Source organism: Suicoccus acidiformans (assembly GCF_003546865.1).
GTDB classification, from domain to species: domain Bacteria; phylum Bacillota; class Bacilli; order Lactobacillales; family Aerococcaceae; genus Suicoccus; species Suicoccus acidiformans.
This window is the reverse complement of record NZ_CP023434.1, coordinates 1,117,514-1,136,839: the sequence shown is the minus strand read 5'-3', so window position 1 is coordinate 1,136,839 and position 19,326 is coordinate 1,117,514. Positions and strand designations below refer to the sequence as shown.

The 19,326-nt window shown below is 43.1% G+C and carries 15 protein-coding genes; 1 reads left to right on the top strand and 14 read right to left on the bottom strand.

Annotation, left to right across the window (positions count from 1 at the left end):
- Positions 1-109 precede the first annotated feature (109 nt).
- The 11 genes from CL176_RS05365 to rpsB all read right to left on the bottom strand — a co-directional run bounded on the left by CL176_RS05365 (position 110) and on the right by rpsB (position 15,239).
- Positions 110-658 (bottom strand): NADPH-dependent FMN reductase, encoded by a 549-nt coding sequence (locus CL176_RS05365; protein WP_118990381.1) that lies wholly within the window; start codon positions 656-658, stop codon positions 110-112.
- Between the two features lie 313 nt (positions 659-971).
- Positions 972-5,285, bottom strand: a complete 4,314-nt coding sequence (locus CL176_RS05360) for a PolC-type DNA polymerase III (RefSeq protein ID WP_118990380.1) — start codon at positions 5,283-5,285, stop codon at positions 972-974.
- Between the two features lie 260 nt (positions 5,286-5,545).
- Positions 5,546-6,808, bottom strand: coding sequence for an RIP metalloprotease RseP (rseP, locus tag CL176_RS05355; protein ID WP_205528144.1), 1,263 nt, complete (start codon positions 6,806-6,808; stop codon positions 5,546-5,548).
- A 10-nt stretch (positions 6,809-6,818) separates the two neighbouring features.
- Positions 6,819-7,613, bottom strand: coding sequence for a phosphatidate cytidylyltransferase (locus CL176_RS05350; RefSeq protein WP_118990378.1), 795 nt, complete (start codon positions 7,611-7,613; stop codon positions 6,819-6,821).
- A 9-nt stretch (positions 7,614-7,622) separates the two neighbouring features.
- The gene (locus tag CL176_RS05345; RefSeq protein ID WP_118990377.1) at positions 7,623-8,357 is read right to left on the bottom strand and encodes an isoprenyl transferase; all 735 of its coding nucleotides are present in this window, start codon (positions 8,355-8,357) and stop codon (positions 7,623-7,625) included.
- A 174-nt stretch (positions 8,358-8,531) separates the two neighbouring features.
- Positions 8,532-9,854: an ISL3 family transposase gene (locus CL176_RS05340; RefSeq protein WP_118989665.1), complete on the bottom strand. Its 1,323-nt coding sequence runs from the start codon at positions 9,852-9,854 to the stop codon at positions 8,532-8,534.
- A 244-nt stretch (positions 9,855-10,098) separates the two neighbouring features.
- The gene (locus CL176_RS05335) at positions 10,099-11,865 is read right to left on the bottom strand and encodes a flavocytochrome c (protein ID WP_118990376.1); all 1,767 of its coding nucleotides are present in this window, start codon (positions 11,863-11,865) and stop codon (positions 10,099-10,101) included.
- A 160-nt stretch (positions 11,866-12,025) separates the two neighbouring features.
- Positions 12,026-12,586 (bottom strand): ribosome recycling factor, encoded by a 561-nt coding sequence (frr, locus tag CL176_RS05330; protein ID WP_118990375.1) that lies wholly within the window; start codon positions 12,584-12,586, stop codon positions 12,026-12,028.
- A gap of 63 nt (positions 12,587-12,649) precedes the next feature.
- Entirely contained in the window at positions 12,650-13,396 is a 747-nt protein-coding gene (gene pyrH / locus CL176_RS05325) for a UMP kinase (protein WP_118990374.1), read from the bottom strand.
- Between the two features lie 63 nt (positions 13,397-13,459).
- On the bottom strand, positions 13,460-14,341 hold the full coding sequence (gene tsf, locus CL176_RS05320; RefSeq protein ID WP_118990373.1) for a translation elongation factor Ts: 882 nt from the start codon (positions 14,339-14,341) through the stop codon (positions 13,460-13,462).
- A gap of 106 nt (positions 14,342-14,447) precedes the next feature.
- Complete coding sequence (gene rpsB, locus CL176_RS05315; protein ID WP_118990372.1) at positions 14,448-15,239, bottom strand: 30S ribosomal protein S2; 792 nt, start codon at positions 15,237-15,239, stop codon at positions 14,448-14,450.
- Positions 15,240-15,645: 406 nt separating this feature from the next.
- Between rpsB and CL176_RS05310 the strand changes: the two genes are divergently transcribed.
- Positions 15,646-16,896: an Mbeg1-like protein gene (locus CL176_RS05310; RefSeq protein ID WP_118990371.1), complete on the top strand. Its 1,251-nt coding sequence runs from the start codon at positions 15,646-15,648 to the stop codon at positions 16,894-16,896.
- Positions 16,897-17,017: 121 nt separating this feature from the next.
- Here CL176_RS05310 and CL176_RS05305 read toward each other — a convergent pair whose 3' ends face one another.
- Genes CL176_RS05305 through CL176_RS05295 form a run of 3 tightly spaced genes read right to left on the bottom strand, consistent with a single transcriptional unit; the run spans position 17,018 to position 19,226 of the window.
- Positions 17,018-17,602, bottom strand: a complete 585-nt coding sequence (locus tag CL176_RS05305; protein WP_118990370.1) for a hypothetical protein — start codon at positions 17,600-17,602, stop codon at positions 17,018-17,020.
- Positions 17,603-17,608: 6 nt separating this feature from the next.
- A complete protein-coding gene (gene floA / locus CL176_RS05300) occupies positions 17,609-18,631 on the bottom strand; it encodes a flotillin-like protein FloA (RefSeq protein WP_118990369.1) in 1,023 nt (340 codons plus the stop codon).
- Positions 18,624-19,226: an NfeD family protein gene (locus CL176_RS05295; RefSeq protein WP_118990368.1), complete on the bottom strand. Its 603-nt coding sequence runs from the start codon at positions 19,224-19,226 to the stop codon at positions 18,624-18,626. Before CL176_RS05295 ends, floA begins: the two co-directional genes overlap by 8 nt.
- Positions 19,227-19,326: the final 100 nt, after the last annotated feature.

The window sequence follows — 19,326 nt, the reverse complement described above, 5'->3', positions numbered from 1 at the left end:
TCTATGCATTAGAAAATTCGCATAAAAAAGAGCAAGCGAAAATCGCTCACTCCTTTCCGACTTATTCCGTTATTAATTGTAACACATCAAGCTATCGCTTGCAAGAGGCTTAGTCCACGTAACGTTTGACATGGGCAACATAGGCATCGGCTGCCCCTTGTAAGAAATCTTTCGTGCCTTCATTATTCAAATTACCGGCATCATCGAAATACTTTTGAGAGTTAGCTAATTGTACTTCAGGTTGCGGTAGCACAGGCATATTCAAGAAAGCAAGGGTTGGACGTAAGCTTTGAATAGCATTCGCTCCACTAATATTAGAAATGGAGTGGCCAATAATAATGGTTGGCTTACCGTCCCATACACTTGAACCATAAGGGCGTGAACCTACATCTAAAGCATTCTTCAATACAGCAGACGTTGAACGGTTGTATTCAGGTGTCGAGATTACAATTGCATCTTGCGCTTTGGCTTCTGCCCGAAAACTTGCATATTCAGCTGGCTCATTCTCGTCGTATTCTTCACTATATAAAGGTAAATTACCAATTTCAAGGAAAGTCACTTCGAAATCTTCTGGCAATAATTTCGTAAATTCCTCAGCCCACTTTCGCGCATATGAACCCTCTCTTAAACTTCCTACAAGTACACCAACTTTTGTCATAATTATCGTTTCCTTTCTTCAATTCATCAGCATCTTTAAACTATCTATATATTAGTTCGAAAACGAATTAATTGCAAGAAATATGCATTGCTTTGTTTAAATACGAATCATCATGCAAAGTACATATCTCCCCGTCCAGATTAAACAAGGCAAAATGCCTATTAATAAGCTAAACTCCCAAAAAATCCACCTCAATGAATCGAATGATGACTAAAGGTTAATTCGACTAGATTTTTCAACCTACATTGTATCTTGATATAAGATAAGTCAGTGTTATAAAAACCAGCACCCCCTCAGGAAATGCTGGCTACCCTTAAAATAAACTCAACTGATCCTCCTCCGGCAAGCCTTCTAATACGCCGTTTAAATCCATATATTCCATAATAGTCTTGGAAACTTTCCCACGTTTCTGCAAATCTTCTTTCGACAAGAAGCTTGCTTCTTCTCGGGCTTTAACAATTTGATCGGCGACGTTGGCACCTAAGCCAGGGATGGCCCGAAACGGTGGAATTAAAGAATCGCCATCAATTACGAAATTTCTTGCATCGGATTTCTCCAAATTCACCATTTGGAAACGATACCCCCGCTCCAGCATCTCATTAGCAATCTCCAACTCCGTTAGGAGCGTGGTTTCTTTATTGGTCGCGGTAAAGCCTTTATCGTTTATTTCCCGAATGCGCCGCTTAACCATCTCTTTCCCTTGGTAAAAGGCAGTCAAGTCAAAATCTTTAGCCCGAATTGAGAAGTAGGCCGCATAATATTGGATGGGATAGTATACCTTGAAATATGCAATCCGCAAGGCATTTAAGACGTAGGCCGCCGCGTGTGCTTTAGGGAACATGTATTTAATCTTCAAGCACGACTCAATATACCACTCAGGTACATTATGGGCACGCATCTCGGCCTGCCAATCATCAGGAATTCCCTTCCCTTTCCGGACACTTTCCATAATCTTAAAGGCGAGACCATCTTCCAAGCCATAGTGAATCAAGTTCACCATAATATCATCTCGACAACCAATCACCTCAGAGAATTCGATGACATTATTGCGAATCAAATCTTGGGCATTACCTAACCAGACGTCTGTTCCATGCGAGAGGCCGGAAATCTTAAGCAACTCAGCAAAGTTACTTGGTTTCGTCTCCGCAACCATACCACGGACGAAGTTAGTCCCGAATTCAGGTACACCCAGTGTCCCCGTTTCAGAGTAAATTTGTTCCGGTGTAACACCTAAGACTTCAGTCCCCTGGAAGATTTGCATGACCTTCTCTTCAACTGCTGGTATCTTCTGCGGATCAACCCCCGTCAAATCGAACAACATGCGAATCATAGTCGGGTCATCGTGTCCAAGAATATCAAGCTTTAATACATTATTATCTATCGAATGGAAATCAAAATGCGTCGTCTTCCACTCCGCATTATTATCGTCCGCTGGATATTGAATCGGCGTAAAGTCATACACTTCCATATTATCCGGAATAACAATAATACCGCCTGGATGCTGCCCGGTCGTCCGCTTCGCCCCTTCAATGCCATAGGCTAGACGCTCGCGTTCAGCTTGTGGCAACATCTCACCGGTATGCTCTTCATAGCCCCGCACATAGCCTAGGGCCGTCTTTTGAGCGACCGTACCGATAGTCCCAGCTCGATATACATAATCCTCACCGAAAAGCTCTTTTGTATAAGCATGAGCCCGCGCTTGATAGTCCCCAGAGAAGTTTAAATCGATATCAGGAACTTTATCCCCATAGAAGCCTAGGAAGGTTTCGAAAGGAATATCTTGCCCGTCCTTCTGCATCAGCTCACCGCATTCTGGACACGCCTTATCTGGCAAATCATAACCTGAACCATACTCACCTTCCGTAAAGAATTCATTATGGTGGCACTTTTGGCAATAATAATGAGGGGCTAGCGGGTTAACTTCTGTAATCCCGGTTAAGGTCGCGACCAAGCTTGAACCTACTGAGCCCCGCGAACCAACTAAGTAGCCATCTTCATTACTTTTTAAGACCAGCTTCTGTGAAATTAAATAGATTACAGCAAATCCATTCGAGATAATACTGGTCAATTCCTTTTCCAAGCGTTCTTCAATCAAGGTCGGCAGCGGATTGCCGTACATTTCATGGGCCTTGCCATAAGTCATCGCTTTAATTTCCTCTTCAGCCCCTTCAATAATCGGGGTATATAAGTCTTTCTTAATTACTTCGATCTCTTCGATGCTGTCAGCGATTTTCAAAGAATTCTCCACAACTAAGGTATAGGCTTCTTGCTCACCTAAAAAGGCAAATTCTGCCAACATCTCATCCGTTGTACGGAAATGAGCTGGCGCAAGATTGAGCTTACGGTTAGCATTGGCTTTCATAGAGCGTAAAAGTACTTCCCGGTAAATTTGGTCCTTCGGATCAATGTAGTGCACATCACCCGTTGCGACCACTGTCTTGCCAGTTTCTTCACCGAGGCGCACCATATCACGCATAATCTCTTCCAAAGTGGCCTCATCACGAATCACTTCATCAGCAATTAACGTTTGGTATATTGCTTTGGGTTGCAATTCAATATAATCATAGAAATCAACTAGATCGCGTGCTTCATCGTAACCTTTCTGCATCATCGCGGTAAACACTTCACCCTCAGCACAGGCAGTCCCAACGAGCAAGCCCTCCCGGTATTTCTTCAGGAGACTGCGTGGCACCCGAGGCGTGCGGTAAAAGTAATTTACATTCGCTTCGGAGACAATCTTAAAGAGATTCTTTAAGCCGATTTGGGTTTGAACTAATAAGGTCGCATGCATAGGCCGGCCTTGCTGGTAGCTATCGTTCTGGCCCATTTGTTGGTTTAAATCCTGATGTTCGACCATCCCATACATTTCCTTAGCTTGGGCAAGCATCTTAAAGAGAATATAACCGGTCGTTTCTGAGTCATAGATGGCCCGGTGGTGTTGTTCAAGCGTAATATTATAACGCTTAGCTAATACGCCTAAACCATGCGTTTTGAACTCTGGATTAACCGTTCGTGATAGTTCCAAGGTATCAATCACCGGCGCATCAGTTGGCTCTAGGCCCACTTTCTGATAGCCCTTATTAATAAAGCCCATGTCAAAGCTAGCATTATGCGCTACAAGAATACATCCCTCACAAAAGGCCTTAAAATCTGTCATCACCGACTTTAAGTCTGGAGCATCTTTGAGCATGTCATCTGTAATACTCGTTAGCTCGGTAATAAAGGAAGAGAGTGGGCGATCGATATGAACGAAACGCTCGAAGCGATCGATGACCTCCCCTTCCTTCATCTTCACCCCGGCAAGTTCTATAATATCATCATATACATTGGATAAACCTGTCGTCTCCACATCAAATACAACGTAAGTAGCATCTTTCAAGGGGATGGCCGCTTCGTTATATGCCACCGGCTCGCCATCATTCACCAAGTAAATTTCACAGCCATAAATGACTTTAATCCCCAACTGCTTACTCATGTTAAAAGCTTCCGGAAAGGCTTGCACGCCAGCATGATCGGTAATCGCTACAGCCGGATGGCCCCAAGCAGCCGCTTGTTTAATAATATCCGCTGCAGAATTGGTCGCATCTAATTGGCTCATTTGCGTATGGGCATGCAATTCAACTCGGCGTTCGCCTTCTGGTGCCTTATCATAGCGGACGTATTTGGGAGCGATATTGCGCATACTTCTTGGCCGGAAATATAATTCCGACGTATAATTATCCGGCACCATATCGCCTTCCATACGTACCCAGTCGCCCTTGTTGTATAAATCGAAGGAAGTCGCCTTAATTCTGCGTCCTGAAATAAGTTTAACTGTTACGGAACTCGTGTAATCGGTCACCCCTAGGATCATGAGTAGGTTGCCGCCCCGTAATTCCTTGACTTCTTTAGAGAAGACATAACCTTCGATTACTTGCTTGAATTGATTATCTTCCAATTCCTTCATAGGAGTTGGACTTGTCGGTGGTATATCCTTGCCGATGGGCTCCACATCTGAAGCCTGTTCCATTTCGGCTCGAGCTTGTTGTTCCTGGCGCTCTTCTTGCTGGCGCAAGGCTTCTAAAAGGCTCGCCTCATCTTCCTGACTTTTGCGCTCATTAATCGTACTTTCTTCAAGCGACCGCAATGCTTCATCGACATAATATTCCAAGCTTAAATTCTCGATACCCATTTGCTTCAAGCGCATTTGGAGTATTTCATGGTATTTACCTTGGACCATCTCGACGGATTGGGGACTAGACAAGCCAATACTTACCTTACCTACCTCATAATGAAATTGTGCATTCTCCATACATGCCTTAACAAAAGGCTTCTCATCTGATAGGCGACGCACCACCGCAGCAAAGTAATTTTCGATATCTGCTTCATCCAGCTCTAATTGGTCAAATTGCCACCAAACTTCTATCTCTGCAATGTCTTTAAAAGCATTAACGATTTGCTTTTGGAAGATTTCGTAAGCATCCGGATAAATGCGTTCAGGCCGATTGAAATAGAAGACCCATCGCTTGGAATTGACAAGAATATCCACATGGTCAACCTCCACATCACTTAAATGTGCGCGAATATCTTCATTATGTAATTGAATCTGGTCAAGTAAATAAACGAACAAATCCCGCTGATCTGCCATATACAGACTCCTTTCTAGATAATTTCTAATGAATGTTATGGATAAACTTATATGTATCCCTGTGTCTTAGCGCGCAGGAGCTACTCCTTTTAAAGAACAGCATTCCTACAGAACTTTAAATATTTCTTCATCCATCCTAGTCTAAAAGAAAACAGAAAGGATGTCCACCAACGAATTGATGAAACATCCTCTAATGATCAGTCTGTCCTGCAAGAATTCAAGTTATTTGCCCCAAGCCCATTTAACTAAAAATGGGCTAACTAGAATAAACGGGTAATATCATTCCACGTAACAGCTAGCATTAGCAATACGAGAATCGCCACCCCTACAATGGTGATGATTCCTTCCACTTCCTGACTCACTGGCTTACCGCGAATGCCTTCAATCACATTCGACACAAGCTTACCGCCATCTAAGGCAGGGAGAGGGAATAAGTTGACAATACCTAAATTCGCACTTAAGTAGGCCATTAGTTGTAGAATCGCAATGAAGCCATAGTCAACAACTTCACCGGTCATTTGGGCCATAGCAACTGGACCCCCAAGCATATTGAGATTAAAGTCACGGAAGATTAAATGATATAAGGCGCTCACGACACCAGTCATAATCGCCCAGGTTTCAGTAAAGCCGTATTTCACCCGGTCAAAGAAACCGGTTCTTTGAGGGCGCACGATGCCAATCGCACCACTGACTTCACCGGTTTGCTCATGACTTACAGAATCTACTTGAACGCTTTGGTCAAAGGCTTGGCCATCACGTTCAACCTGGAAGTTCACCGCTTCACCTGGATGACGCGCAATTTCGGTCGATAATTCCTGCCAATTACTAACCTCCACACCATCAACGGCTAGAATGCGGTCGCCCGTTTGTAAACCTGCTTCAATCGCTGGCATATCTTCAATTAATTCACCGACTACATTCTCATTCGTTGGAATCCCCGGTAAAAGAAAGCCAACAAGCATAAAGACAAGGACAGATAGGATGAAATTATTCATCGGCCCCGCGAAATTGGTCATCATTTTGCGAGAGACGCTGGCACTTTCATAGCGCGACTCAATCGGTGCTACAGGGACAAGCGTACCATCTTGTTCTTTAATTTGGGCTGTCTTAGATACAGAGTAACGGGTTAAAGTATCCGAGCCCATCGGGAAGCCTTCAATAATCATCTCTTCCGCCAAATCGGCATAGTCCACTCGAACAGGCAAAGCTTCGTAATCGCCATCTTCTGTGAGATCTATCAAATACACCTGATCATTCTCATCAATAAATAGAGTTACTTCCATACCTGGTTCTAATTCATCTTCTTCATTCAAACCAGCCAAACGCACATAGCCTCCCAGTGGCAACATCCTAACGGTATAAGTTGTCCCATCTTTGCCTTGATGTCCGAATAATTTGGGACCCATGCCGAGGGAGAATTCTCGAACGAGAATGCCAGCCTTACGGGCGAAATAATAATGCCCAAATTCATGAAAGACAACAATGGCAGAGAATACAAACAGAAAAGTAATAATTGTCTTCATCACTCAAATCCTATCTAAATAAATTCAACCAAATCATAAATAGAAAACTCGTAAAAATAGTGCTATCAAAACGATCGAGCACTCCACCGTGACCCGGTAAAAAATTGCCCGAATCTTTAACTTTGAAGTGGCGTTTATAAGCAGATTCAACCAAATCACCCAGTTGCCCTGTAATCGCCATCGATAAAGTAACAATCCAAACACTATTAATCGAACCTAAATTAGGGTCAATAAGGTAAATATACAGACTTCCAACCACTAAAGCAAGCAAGGTCCCTCCGAAGAAGCCTTCCCAAGTCTTATTAGGACTCACCTGCGGCGCCATCTGTCGCTTGCCGAAACGTCGCCCAAATAAATAGGCGCCAATATCGGTCGACCAGATAACAATGAATTGATAAATAATCGTCTCCAGACCCATATCGCGAATTTCAATCAAGAAACGAAAGCCAAAGCCTATATAAATCGCACCAAACATTAATAGCGCGGCATCTTCAATATCAAAGCTTTCGTGTTGAAATACCGTTATCACCAGGAGAATAATTGCAATAATATAATAGATAATTTCCACATTCATCCCTGCAAGGAAACCTGGGAAGTAACGCGCTGGAATTAACACAGAAGCCAAACCTACGGAAGATAATACCCCAATGTGACTTTTATAGTTAATTCCCTTCATGGCCGCTAACTCCGCCAGACCCAGAATTCCAAGCACCAACATACAAAAAGCAAAATATCCGCCACCTAAATAAATTAACGGCAGAAAGACAGCGAGCCCCATTAAGGCCCCCAAAACTCGTTCTTTCATATCCGTCTCCTAACTCGTTTCATCTAATTTGCCGAAGCGTCGATTTCTTCGATTATATTCAATAATCGCCTCGTCCAATGCATCGCCGTCGAAGTCCGGCCAATACGAATCAGTGAAATAAAATTCACTGTAGGCAAGTTGCCATGGCAGGAAATTACTCGTCCGCAATTCACCACTGGTGCGGATCATTAAATCCACCTGGGCTAGTTCACCGAACTTACCCGTCATCAAATGCGCCTGCACCACATCTTCATTTATCTCATCCGGCTGAAGGGTACCCGCTTTAATCTGCTCAGCAATTTGACGAACTGCATAAGTAATTTCTTGATGGCCCCCATAATTAATGGCGAAATTTAAGATTAGTCCTGTATTATCCTTCGTCTTCTCCAATACCTCATGTAAGATACCATGGGTGCTTTCAGGCAGATTGGCGTAATCACCGATGACTTCCACTTTAACATTGTTCTCCATAATTTGTGGTAAGAAGCTATTGAAGAACTCCTTCGGTAAATTCATTAAATAATTAACTTCTTGTTCAGGACGTCCCCAATTCTCAGTCGAGAAAGCGTACAGCGTCAGCATCTTAATGCCTCGTTGGTGGGCGCGGATGGTAACTTTCTTGATGGCTTCAACACCATTCTTATGCCCGTATACTCGTGGCATCATCCGTCTCTTCGCCCAACGGCCATTCCCATCCATTATGATAGCAATGTGCTGAGGAATTTCTAATTGGTCTTTCTCCATAAATACTCACTCCTTGTATGAGTCATAACTTCGTCTATTATAGCAAATAAACTAATCGATGTATAAACAATCTAAGAAAAACATAGAATTATTTAAAGCCGTAAATTTCCGCTATTTTATACAAAGCAAGAAATAAGGCTCTTTGTCAAATAGGGTTGATGAGTAAATTTAAGGTCAAGCGACTAAATTTGTTGCTTGATCTTTTTCTTTGTTCTTAGGTTCATAAAGTCGGCACATGAGTAATATTCTGTCTCTAAAATGACTGAAGTTTCTGTAACCATAACCATTGCGTTTGAGTAGTTTAATCTTATTATTAATCCCTTCGATAGGACCATTACTAAGGCCTGCATGTGTGAGTGTGTTATGGATATATTCCCCATACTTTCTGAACGTCCTTAATACACGCCTTAAGCCTTTTGAAAGTGTCATGGACCGGCTTTGTGCCAAAATCTCTTGATATCGTTGCCAGTTCCTATCCCTTAAGGCATCGCCCAATTGATGCACCATTTGATAGGTATCCTTCAAGACGTCGTCGTGCTGAATGAGATAGTCCACAATGCTACGAGTATTGGTTAACCAATCAAACAGTGGGAAGCGATGGTATTCAGTAGACATTAAGTCGCTTTTTGGTTTGAGTATTAATTTCCAATAACGCTTAAGTTTATTATAGAGTCTTGAATCTTTATAACGAACCTCGTTCATGTAACGAATTCGTGTCCGATCTAATTCGCGATTTAAGGCTTGAATTAAATGGAACGGATCAAGAATAATCTTTGCATTTGGAAACCATCGCTTTGCCAGGTGCATGTATGGTTCGTACATATCTATCGTAATGGTTTGAACTTGGTAACGTGCTTGGCGACTAAACCTTGAGAAATAAGCACTGAGTGAGTGTGTTTTTCTGTCTTCGACCACATCTACGATTTTATGTGACAGTGTATCACAACAGATGAAGCTCATCGCTGCTTTAACCGACTTAACGCTTTTAAATTCATCAAAGGATAGATGCTTAGGCAACTGTTCAGTGGACCGTATTCGAATAGCTCGAGCGGTTTCATGAATCACCCGTCGGACTGTATTTGGTGATACAAAAGTATCTTTGGCGATATCTGTTTCACAAGTGACTCTTGTGGCGCGGTCCATAATCTGTTGTTTGACTTGATTCGTAATATAGCAGTCAGGATTAACGATGGATGTCTTCGCTGTAAATGACCGCCCACAGGCTTTGCATAAAAAGCGTTGCTTAGCTAGGATTAAGTAAGCAGGTAAGCCTGATTTGGCTGTTAATGTCAGACGAGAGGAGCGTTTTCCATTACTGACAATGACATAATCATTATTGGCAATGCCACAATGAGGACAAGCCTCCGGTTTATATGCCAATGTTCCTCGATAAAAGAGCGATGTTCGCCCTTTGAATTCTATCTCTTCACAATAATCCATATCGATTTCAATGTTTTTGTCTTTTAATTGGAAGGTTTTTTCGATAAAATGATTCATACGTAGATGTTCTCCTTTATTATTGGGTCAACTTTAATATTAAAGAACATCTGCGTTTTTTGCACTTAAAAACGGTCGAGAAATTTCCATCAACCGTATTTATTTTAGAACCGAAATAAACATAAATAATTTACTCCATCATGCAAAAGATACATTAACCACTAGCCCAAATATCACTCACCCGCACATTTCATTAAAAAAGAGCCTAGAAGCAATGCCTTTGCTTCTAAGCTCTGGGGATGGCTTAATTATTTCCGACAGTTTGCCCTGCAATCCGACCGAAGGTGATAATATCGGTAATCGCATTACCACCAAGGCGGTTAACCCCGTGGATGACCCCCGTTAATTCACCAGCGGCATACAAGCCTTCAATTGGCTCGCCATCTGTATTGAGTACTTCAGCCTTTCCGTTAATGACTAAGCCACCCATAGTATGATGAATCGATGGCTTACATTTCATCAAGTAGTAACGTCCTTCATCCATATTGACTAAGCCTTTACGGTGATTGAAGTCTTTATCTTCTCCCGTTTCAGCATATTCCGCAACTTTCTCTAAGGTAGCTTTTAAGTTATCTACTGGAATATCAAAGGCTTCAGCTACCTCTTCAATCGAATCTGCTTCTACCAAGAGGCCACGCTCAAGTAAGCTTTCATACTCAGCTTGGTGTAATTCTTTCGAGTTTGAAACTTGGTCCAATGCATCGTTCCATAACTGATAAGCATATCCACCAGTCTGAGCTAAGATAGCTTGGGAGATAACATCGCGACGTTCTAATTCCTCAACGAAACGTTCGCCTTCTTGATTAATCAGAATCGCCCCATCGAAACGAGTATCTGCTAAAAGTGAAATGCGTCCTGTTTCCGGATCCGCGACTGGATATGTTTGGATATATTCCATATTCATCAAGTCTGCTCCAACTGCTTCGGCCATAACAATCCCATCACCTTGTGAACCTGGGCTGACTGTTTCTAAGTAGCGGTCATCATATTCTTGGTTGTATTTCACCCGTAATTCTTCATTGGCTCCGAAACCTCCGGTAGTAAGGATAACCCCGTCTTTAGCCAAGAAGTCTTGAAAACCATCTTTGGTATTGGCCTTCACACCAATGATGCGGTCCGACTCATCTTGCAGTAATTCTTCCGCGCCCGCTTCAGTAATCACATCAATCCCTAATTGATCAGCTTTTGCTTGGAATTTAGTAATTATCTCTTGACCTGTGTGGCCTAGAGGAATAAGAGCTCTTTCCACCGAATGTCCACCGAAATAGAATAGTTGATCGTCGTAGAATTCTACGTTAATCTCATCTCGAAGCCATTCAGCTGATTCAAGCGCACTTTCTGCCATTAATTGCACCAGCTCAGGTACCCCTTTATCTTCGCCGCTCTTCACCGTGTCTTCATAGTATAACTCCACACTGTCTTCGATACCCAGTGTTTCTTGGACCCAGTTACCTGGCGCGTTCATCTCGCCCCCACTGATAAGTGTATTCCCTCCGACAATCGGTAATTTCTCAAGCAAAATAACTGATTTACCAGCTGTAGCAGCTTCAATGGCAGCACTGAAACCTGCACCACCTGAACCAACTACCACAACATCATATTCTTGCGCTGCTAATTCATCCGAAGCATCGCCTTCTGCTTCATCCTCAGTAGAGACGGCAACCAAAGTTATGCCGGCTGCTTTTATGGCTTCTTCAACAGCAGTAATCAATGCCTCGCTCGACTGGGTTGAGCCCGTTACCACATCCACATCGATAGAATTTCGCGCGATAATTTCTTCTTTTAATCCTGTAAAGACAGGTTCAGCTAAGGTCTCATTCTCCTGTTCTTCCAGAATTTCAATACCAGTAATTCGATTTCCTTCGAAACTTACCTCAACTTTTACCTCGCCATGGGCTCCTGTCCCAGACCCTTCGGCCGTCACGGTCTCTGCTAGTACACTCGCTCCTGGAGCAGCAAGCGAACAAATTAATGCGCTACTTAAGACCGTCTTAAGAAACTTCTTCAACATCTAGTATCCTCCTTGTTCATTATATCACAAATAGTCTAACATAAGAGGAAAGTCTATGTAATATTATGTAAGTAAAATTAATCATAAATATACTTACATAGACGAAAAAACCACAATAAACTCAATAAATCTAAGCTTATCGTGGTTATTTCTTTGAAGATTAATCATTCATGATTTCATCTTGCTTCGCTTTCGTAATCTCTTCAATTTCAGCGATCGCTTTATCAGTCTCAGTTTGAATATCTTTCTCATATTGACGTACGTCGTCTTCTGTTAACTCATTATTCTTCTCGAGTTTCTTCGCTTCATCAATCATATCACGACGAATGTTACGCACACTGACTTTGGCATTCTCTTGCTCAGCGTTGACGACTTTCGTTAACTCCTCCCGGCGCTCTTTCGTTAAGGCTGGGATAACTAAGCGAATCACTTCGCCATCATTGTTCGGAGTAATACCAATATCGCTCGTTTGAATCGCTTTCTCAATATCGCCTAAGCTACCTTTATCATAAGGCGAAATCACAAGCATGCGTGCTTCTGGAATGGTGATACTGGCCAGTTGATTTAAAGGTGTAGGTACACCGTAATATAATACACTTACACGGTCAAGAATACTTGCATTCGCACGACCGGCACGAATTGTTGAAACTTCACGTTGGTATGCTTCAATCGATTTCTTCATTCGATCGCGCGTAGTTGGGATTAAATTTCCTGGTGTCATAATGAATCCTCCTGCTAATCTAATTAATCTTAGTATACCACAGCTTATGGAAATAAAAAATTATTATTTGTCGCTATCTTGTGTATCATACTTGGCAAGAACGGTCGTACCGATGTTCTCTCCGAGAACCACTCGTTTAATATTGCCAGGTTCATTTAGATTGAATACAACTAATGGAATATCATTATCCATACTTAAAGAGCTGGCAGTTGAATCCATAACCTTCAAGCCTTTAGCAATCACATCTAAATGGGTCAATTCATCAAATTTCTTCGCTTCAACGTTAATCGACGGATCGGAGTCATAAACTCCATCCACATTATTCTTGGCCATTAAGATCACATCCGCATTAATCTCTGCAGCCCGTAAGGCAGCCGTTGTATCCGTGGTAAAGTAAGGATTACCTGTACCCCCGGCGAAAATCACAACCCGGCTTTTCTCTAAATGACGAATAGCTTTGCGACGAATATAAGGCTCAGCAATTTGACGCATTTCAATGGATGTTTGTACCCGGGTTGGCACGTCATTATTCTCCAGAACATCTTGTAAGGCCAAAGCATTCATCACAGTAGCCAACATGCCCATATAATCGGCTTGCGCCCGTTCCATACCCATCTCTTCACCAATTTGCCCACGCCAAATATTACCGCCACCTACGATAATCGCAATTTCAACACCAAGTTCGTAGATTTCTTTAATCTCCTGGACCATAACATCAATCGTCGCTGGATCGATACCGTAGCCCTTCTCTCCTGCAATTGCCTCACCACTTAATTTCAAGACAACGCGCTCATATTTCGGTTGAACCATCTTTCTCCCTCTTTCTCACAAAAAGCCCCAGTCACCTGGGGCTTCATCTAACTTGTGCAATGATTAGATATTCATTTGTGAAGCTACTTCATCCGCAAAGTTTTCTTCGCGTTTCTCGATACCTTCACCTACAGCGAAGCGAACAAAGTTTTCTACCTCACCACCCGCTTGTTTCACGTATTGGCTAACTGTTACGTCACCATCTTTAACAAATGGTTGCTCTGTTAAGCTGATTTCAGCCAAGAATTTCTGCATACGGCCTTTAATCATCTTCTCAACGATATTTTCTGGCTTACCTTCGTTTAAAGCAATTTCTTTCTGGATGGCTTCTTCTTTCTCGATAACATCTTGAGGTACTTGTTCAGGGCTTACGTATTGTGGGTTAATTGCAGCGATGTGCATAGCAACGTCACGCGCAACCGTTTCATCAGATGAATTAGCAATTTTTACAAGAACTGAGATTAAACCACCATTATGTTGGTATACACCAAATACATCGCCGTCTTCTTTCGTTAATACTTCGAAACGACGGAATGAGATTTTCTCACCAATCTTGTTTGTTGCTTCAAGTACAAGGTCACTAATTGATTGACCATCTACTTCAATAGCATTTGCTTCATCCATGTCTGCTGGTTTGTTTTCAGCAACTGCCTTAACGATTGTTTGAACGTAGTTTTGGAATTGTTCGTTTTTGGCAACGAAGTCTGTTTCAGAGTTTACTTCCACGATAGCAGCAGTGTTACCATCAACATAAGTTGCAGTTAAACCTTCTGCAGCGATGCGGTCTGCTTTCTTAGCAGCTTTCGCTAAACCTTTCTCGCGAAGGAAGTCAACGGCTTTATCCATATCTCCGTCTACTTCGACTAACGCTTTCTTCGCGTCCATCATTCCAACACCTGTCATTTCACGTAATTCTTTTACTTGTTGTGCACTAATCTTAGCCATGAAAAGCCTCCTTTTTGATAAAAAAGCTAACTTAACACAGGACCTAGGTCTGAGCCTGTGGATTATACCTGAATTAAGCTAGCATTTAGATTACTTAAACAAATGATTATTCAGCTGAAGTTGCTTCTTCGTTTGCTTCGGCTGCTTCACTATCATCGAATAGGTTATCGAAGAATTCTTTATCCGATTGTTCTTCTGAGCCTGTGTCTTGGCTTTGACCTTGGTTACCTTCAATAATAGCATCTGCCATTGCTGTTGTAATTAATTTAATTGCACGAATGGCATCGTCGTTTGATGGAATAACGTAATCCACTTCGTCTGGATCACAGTTCGTATCAACCATTGCGACAACTGGGATGTTCAATTTGTGTGCTTCTTGGATTGCAATATGCTCTTTGCGTGGGTCAACGATATAGATGATGTCTGGGATACGTGGCATATCTTTGATACCGCCCAAGTTCTGTTCTAAACGGTCCCACTCTTTACGTAATTGTAGGACTTCTTTCTTAGGTAGTACGTCAAATGTTCCATCTTCTTCCATTTTCTCGATGGCTTTCAAGCGACGGATACTTGCTTGGATTGTTTCCCAGTTCGTTAATAAGCCACCTAACCAGCGATGGTTGATGTAGAATTGACCAGCACGTTTCGCTTGTTCTTCAACAGATTGTTGTGCTTGTTTCTTAGTTCCAACGAACAAAGTAATCGCACCGTTTGCTGACTCATCGCGTACAAAGTTGTAGGCATCGTCAACAAGTTTCACTGTTTTTTGTAGGTCGATGATGTAAATACCATTACGCTCTGTAAAGATATATTTCTTCATCTTAGGATTCCAACGACGTGTTTGGTGACCGAAGTGGACACCTGCTTCAAGCAATTGCTTCATAGAAATTACTGACATATTCAATTCCTCCATTTGGTTTTTCCTCCGTTTGTGTCGGTTACCTACTAGACTCCCGAGAGAAAGCACCCTAGTAGGTATCTACAAACGTGTGTTTTGGTTTAATACCGTATGTTATCATACATGATTTATTCGCTGAATGCAAGGTCATTTGCCACATAAATGTCTAAAGCCGTGGATTCTTAGGGAATTCTCATCTAGGGAAAACTCCCGCGATAACACCACCTCTTTCTTGCGTTATTATAATCCTTCGCTTTTGCCGGGTAAAGAAGGATGCAATAACTTAAATATAGGTTAAGTCATCGTGAAGGCACTCTTGTAAAGTCCATGCAAATAATCGCCTAAATTTAACAAAATATGGTAAACTTACCTTACATCAATCTTACTCTCAGAAAGGAAGCCTCCCATGGTCCACTCCAGTATTCAACGCTATATTGAAGCCACCACTCAAGACTCTTGGCACGAACGTCCTTTTGGCGAAGTGGATGCTCTAATTCTAACAGATTTAGCCTACTTGACTTTCGAAGCGAGTAATCTATGGCAGAAGCACCAAAGCGAGGGTGTAACCCTCTACGAGCTACATGAGCTTGTAGACTGGCAGCGGCTACAAGAAACCAATCCTTTCTTGAATGTTGACCAGCGTCTGGTACTTCTGAAGGCTGCCAGTCAAAGTCTTCGCTTTGCACCCATTGAGCTTATTTCCGTGAAGCAACATATTCAACAAGATGCAATCGAACAATTCTGCCTGATGACTTACCGCATTACTGAAGCAAGCGACGTACAGTACATTTATGCCTTCCGGGGGACGGATGATTCGCTAATCGGCTGGCTGGAAGACCTATTGCTTTTCAACGAAGAACCGGCGGCAGCACAAACTTCCTCAGCGCACGCCTTAGAAGCCCACGCTGGGACTTGGAGCGGCCCATTTGTTATCTGCGGCCATTCCAAGGGGGCTAATTTGGCGATGTATGCTGCCCAATGGGCCGACTACCCACTAACCAACTTGCGGGGTTTGTATTTTTTCGATGGGCCGAGTTTGCCTGAAAGTCTGGTCCAGCCTGTAAAGCAAAAGTTTCTTACCAATGTGCTACATTATTTCGTGCCTGAATACACTATCTTTGGGCTGCTCGGAGATTACCCGATTAAGCCAACGATTGTTAAGGGTGACGGGATGGGCCTGTACGTTCACAATTTATATCAATGGCATGTGGCAGATTTCGCTTTAGAGCGCGCCGAGCAGTTTAGTAGCCTAAGCCGGATTATCAGCCAGGGCTTTGACCTCGTCCTTGAGCAAACGAATCCTGAGCGCTTATTGGCCTTTGTGACCGCCTTACGCGATCTATTCAATGACGCTCAAGTCACCTCACTGAACGAATTCTCCCAGAATACTATCCAAACCCTTAATAATTTACTGACGAGCTACCGGCAACTCCCTCAGCAAACGAAAAATTTATTCCGCGAAGTTGGCGGAGACGCCAGTCGGCTGATCCGCACGATTGCCGATACTTATAGTAGCGAATTGGATCGCCTCCCCCGCTACCAAATGGACCCATTGTCCCGGATGTTCTATGATTTCTTACGGATGCACCAAGGACGGACCAGTGTATCCGAACAAATTCAACGGCTTATTAGCCGCGGCAGTGAGTTAAGAAAGTAACCGCCATCGGCACAACTCGAATAATATGCCTAAAATCATCGCACTCAAGTATACACATATAAATTAGCCCCATAAGAACCGACTTAACACAGTTCTTATGGGGCTATTTAACATAGTTCTCTCAACAATCTTGCTGATCCTGCCGTAAAGCAACTGGTTTATCCAGGATCTCCTTTAAGACCATCGCTTGGCGCCAGGAATAGCTATTAGGCTGTCTGACTGGTAATTCTTTCTGGCTTTGTTCTGCCCTTCGCTCTACTTGAATGGTGAATTCCTGCTGAAGGGCTGAAATACTTTCATCAATGACTAAATCACTGAGAACTTCTGCAGACTTCGCTTGCGCTTGCCTTTGATGAGTTCTTGGCATCGCCTTTGCTCGCTCATCAAGCCTTGCGTTGCTTCCTTGAGCCAGCCTCGCTTTCTTCGACTCAATATCTTCCGCAAGACTTACCGGCGATAATGGAGCCTTTGCTTTTTTAGCATCTTTGCGCTTAGAACGTTGCTTATGGACATTTCGTCGCTTGGTTTCCGGTTTACCAAATGCTAGAAGGTCTTTTGGCGCTCGTTCGATTCGGTCTTGCTTAAGTTTGGGTGATTCTTGGGTCTTTGCTTCCATAGATGTGGTTTTATCTTTCGTTTCTGCTTTATTCTTAAGCCTGGCAGAAGAGAACAGAAATAGCCACACCAGAAGAATGATTATTTCCATCTTTTATCAACTCGGTTCTGTTGAATTATTAGTCTTGCCTTCACCGGCAATCGCATCGCGCATACTTGTATCCGATTCAATGTTGCGTAATTTATAGTAGTCCATGACGCCTAAATTTCCTTGGCGGAAGGCTTCAGCAATAGCCAGCGGTACTTGCGACTCTGATTCAACAACTTTCGCACGCATACGTTGAACTTCTGCGAGCATCTCTTGTTCCTCCGCGACCGCAAAGGCACGGCGTTCCTCGGCTTTTGCTTGGGCCACATTCTTATCTGCCACGGCTTGGTCAGCTTGTAATTTCGCCCCAATGTTACGTCCGACATCCACGTCTGCGATGTCAATCGACAAAATTTCAAATGCTGTGCCCGAATCTAGCCCCTTCCGCAAAATCGTTTGGGAAATCGCATCCGGGTTTTCCAAGACAACCGAATGGGTTTCTGAACTACCAACGGTGGTTACAATCCCTTCACCAACCCGGGCAATAATGGTCTCTTCTCCGGCCCCACCTACGAGGCGCTCAATATTAGCCCGGACCGTCACCTTGGCCTTAGCCATGACTTCAATCCCATTCATGGCTACACCCGCAATAACCGGGGTCTCAATTACTTTCGGATTAACCGACACTTGGACTGCCTCAAATACGTCCCGGCCTGCCAAATCAATGGCCGCCGCCTGCTCGAATTCAAGGTCGATATTGGCGCGCTGGGCCGCAATTAAAGCGTCCACAACGAGATTGACATTGCCACCTGCAAGATGGTGGGCTTCTAACTGGTTCGTATCAAGAATTAGCCCGGCCTTCGTTGCTTTAATCAGTGGCTGAACGATTGCTGAAGGGGTTACCCGGCGCAAACGCATGCCCACTAAATTACCAATTGATACTTTCGCTCCAGAGAAATAGGCTGTAATCCACAAGCCTACCGGCACAAAGCGGAAGAATAGTATAAGTAGAATAAAGATAATCACAGCAATAATACCGATAGCGACAAATGATTCAGGGTTAGCTTGCAATAGAATTGGTGTATTACCCATTTTGAACACTCCTTACGTAAATAGATCCCTGGCTGACACGTTGGACTTGGATGGTACTTCCTTGTGCAATAAATGCTTCTATACTATTAACTTGATAGGCTTGTCCGGCAAATTCCCCACGGCCGACCGGCCTTAAGTCGGTTATAGCAATCCCTATTTGGCCTGTTAAATCTGAGTAATCGCGGTGGCTTTGGTAACCCGATTGCTCATCGAGTGCTGTCTCGAGAACTAGGCCCGGACCAATATTCACGGTCTTATCAGCCCTAATGAACAACCAGCCTAAGGCAACTATCACGACCAGTCCGCCTAAGAGCAGTAATATAATTTGTTCAATCGTTTGGCCATTGAGGAAGAGGGAGGCCATTAAAGCTGCCAAGCCTAGAAGTCCGAGTATGCCGAAGTCTGGTATATACAATTCTGCGATAATTAAGATAATACCGAGAACGAATATGAGAAATAAAAGTAAAGTCCCCTGACTTACATAGAAGAAGCCGGCAAATGTCAGGGCTGAGGCTAGGAACCAGAGCCATTTGCGCTGCAGAAACACACCACAAACTACAAAGGCTAGGCCAATAAACATGAGTGCGTATAACATAAACTCACCTCTTTCTAGTCTTTTGCATACAGTTCATCTATATCCATTATACATATATGCGGCAAAGATTTATAGCAATATTATGGAATTTACGCGAATT

Excerpts from the sequence above, each read along its gene's own strand:
- CL176_RS05365 (WP_118990381.1), bottom strand. The coding sequence starts at position 658 with ATGACAAAAGTTGGTGTACTTGTAGGAAGTTTAAGAGAGGGTTCATAT.
- CL176_RS05360 (WP_118990380.1), bottom strand. The coding sequence starts at position 5,285 with ATGGCAGATCAGCGGGATTTGTTCGTTTATTTACTTGACCAGATTCAA.
- rseP (WP_205528144.1), bottom strand. The coding sequence starts at position 6,808 with ATGAAGACAATTATTACTTTTCTGTTTGTATTCTCTGCCATTGTTGTC.
- CL176_RS05350 (WP_118990378.1), bottom strand. The coding sequence starts at position 7,613 with ATGAAAGAACGAGTTTTGGGGGCCTTAATGGGGCTCGCTGTCTTTCTG.
- CL176_RS05345 (WP_118990377.1), bottom strand. The coding sequence starts at position 8,357 with ATGGAGAAAGACCAATTAGAAATTCCTCAGCACATTGCTATCATAATG.
- CL176_RS05340 (WP_118989665.1), bottom strand. The coding sequence starts at position 9,854 with ATGAATCATTTTATCGAAAAAACCTTCCAATTAAAAGACAAAAACATT.
- CL176_RS05335 (WP_118990376.1), bottom strand. The coding sequence starts at position 11,865 with ATGTTGAAGAAGTTTCTTAAGACGGTCTTAAGTAGCGCATTAATTTGT.
- frr (WP_118990375.1), bottom strand. The coding sequence starts at position 12,586 with ATGACACCAGGAAATTTAATCCCAACTACGCGCGATCGAATGAAGAAA.
- pyrH (WP_118990374.1), bottom strand. The coding sequence starts at position 13,396 with ATGGTTCAACCGAAATATGAGCGCGTTGTCTTGAAATTAAGTGGTGAG.
- tsf (WP_118990373.1), bottom strand. The coding sequence starts at position 14,341 with ATGGCTAAGATTAGTGCACAACAAGTAAAAGAATTACGTGAAATGACA.
- rpsB (WP_118990372.1), bottom strand. The coding sequence starts at position 15,239 with ATGTCAGTAATTTCTATGAAGCAATTGCTTGAAGCAGGTGTCCACTTC.
- CL176_RS05310 (WP_118990371.1), top strand. The coding sequence starts at position 15,646 with ATGGTCCACTCCAGTATTCAACGCTATATTGAAGCCACCACTCAAGAC.
- CL176_RS05305 (WP_118990370.1), bottom strand. The coding sequence starts at position 17,602 with ATGGAAATAATCATTCTTCTGGTGTGGCTATTTCTGTTCTCTTCTGCC.
- floA (WP_118990369.1), bottom strand. The coding sequence starts at position 18,631 with ATGGGTAATACACCAATTCTATTGCAAGCTAACCCTGAATCATTTGTC.
- CL176_RS05295 (WP_118990368.1), bottom strand. The coding sequence starts at position 19,226 with ATGTTATACGCACTCATGTTTATTGGCCTAGCCTTTGTAGTTTGTGGT.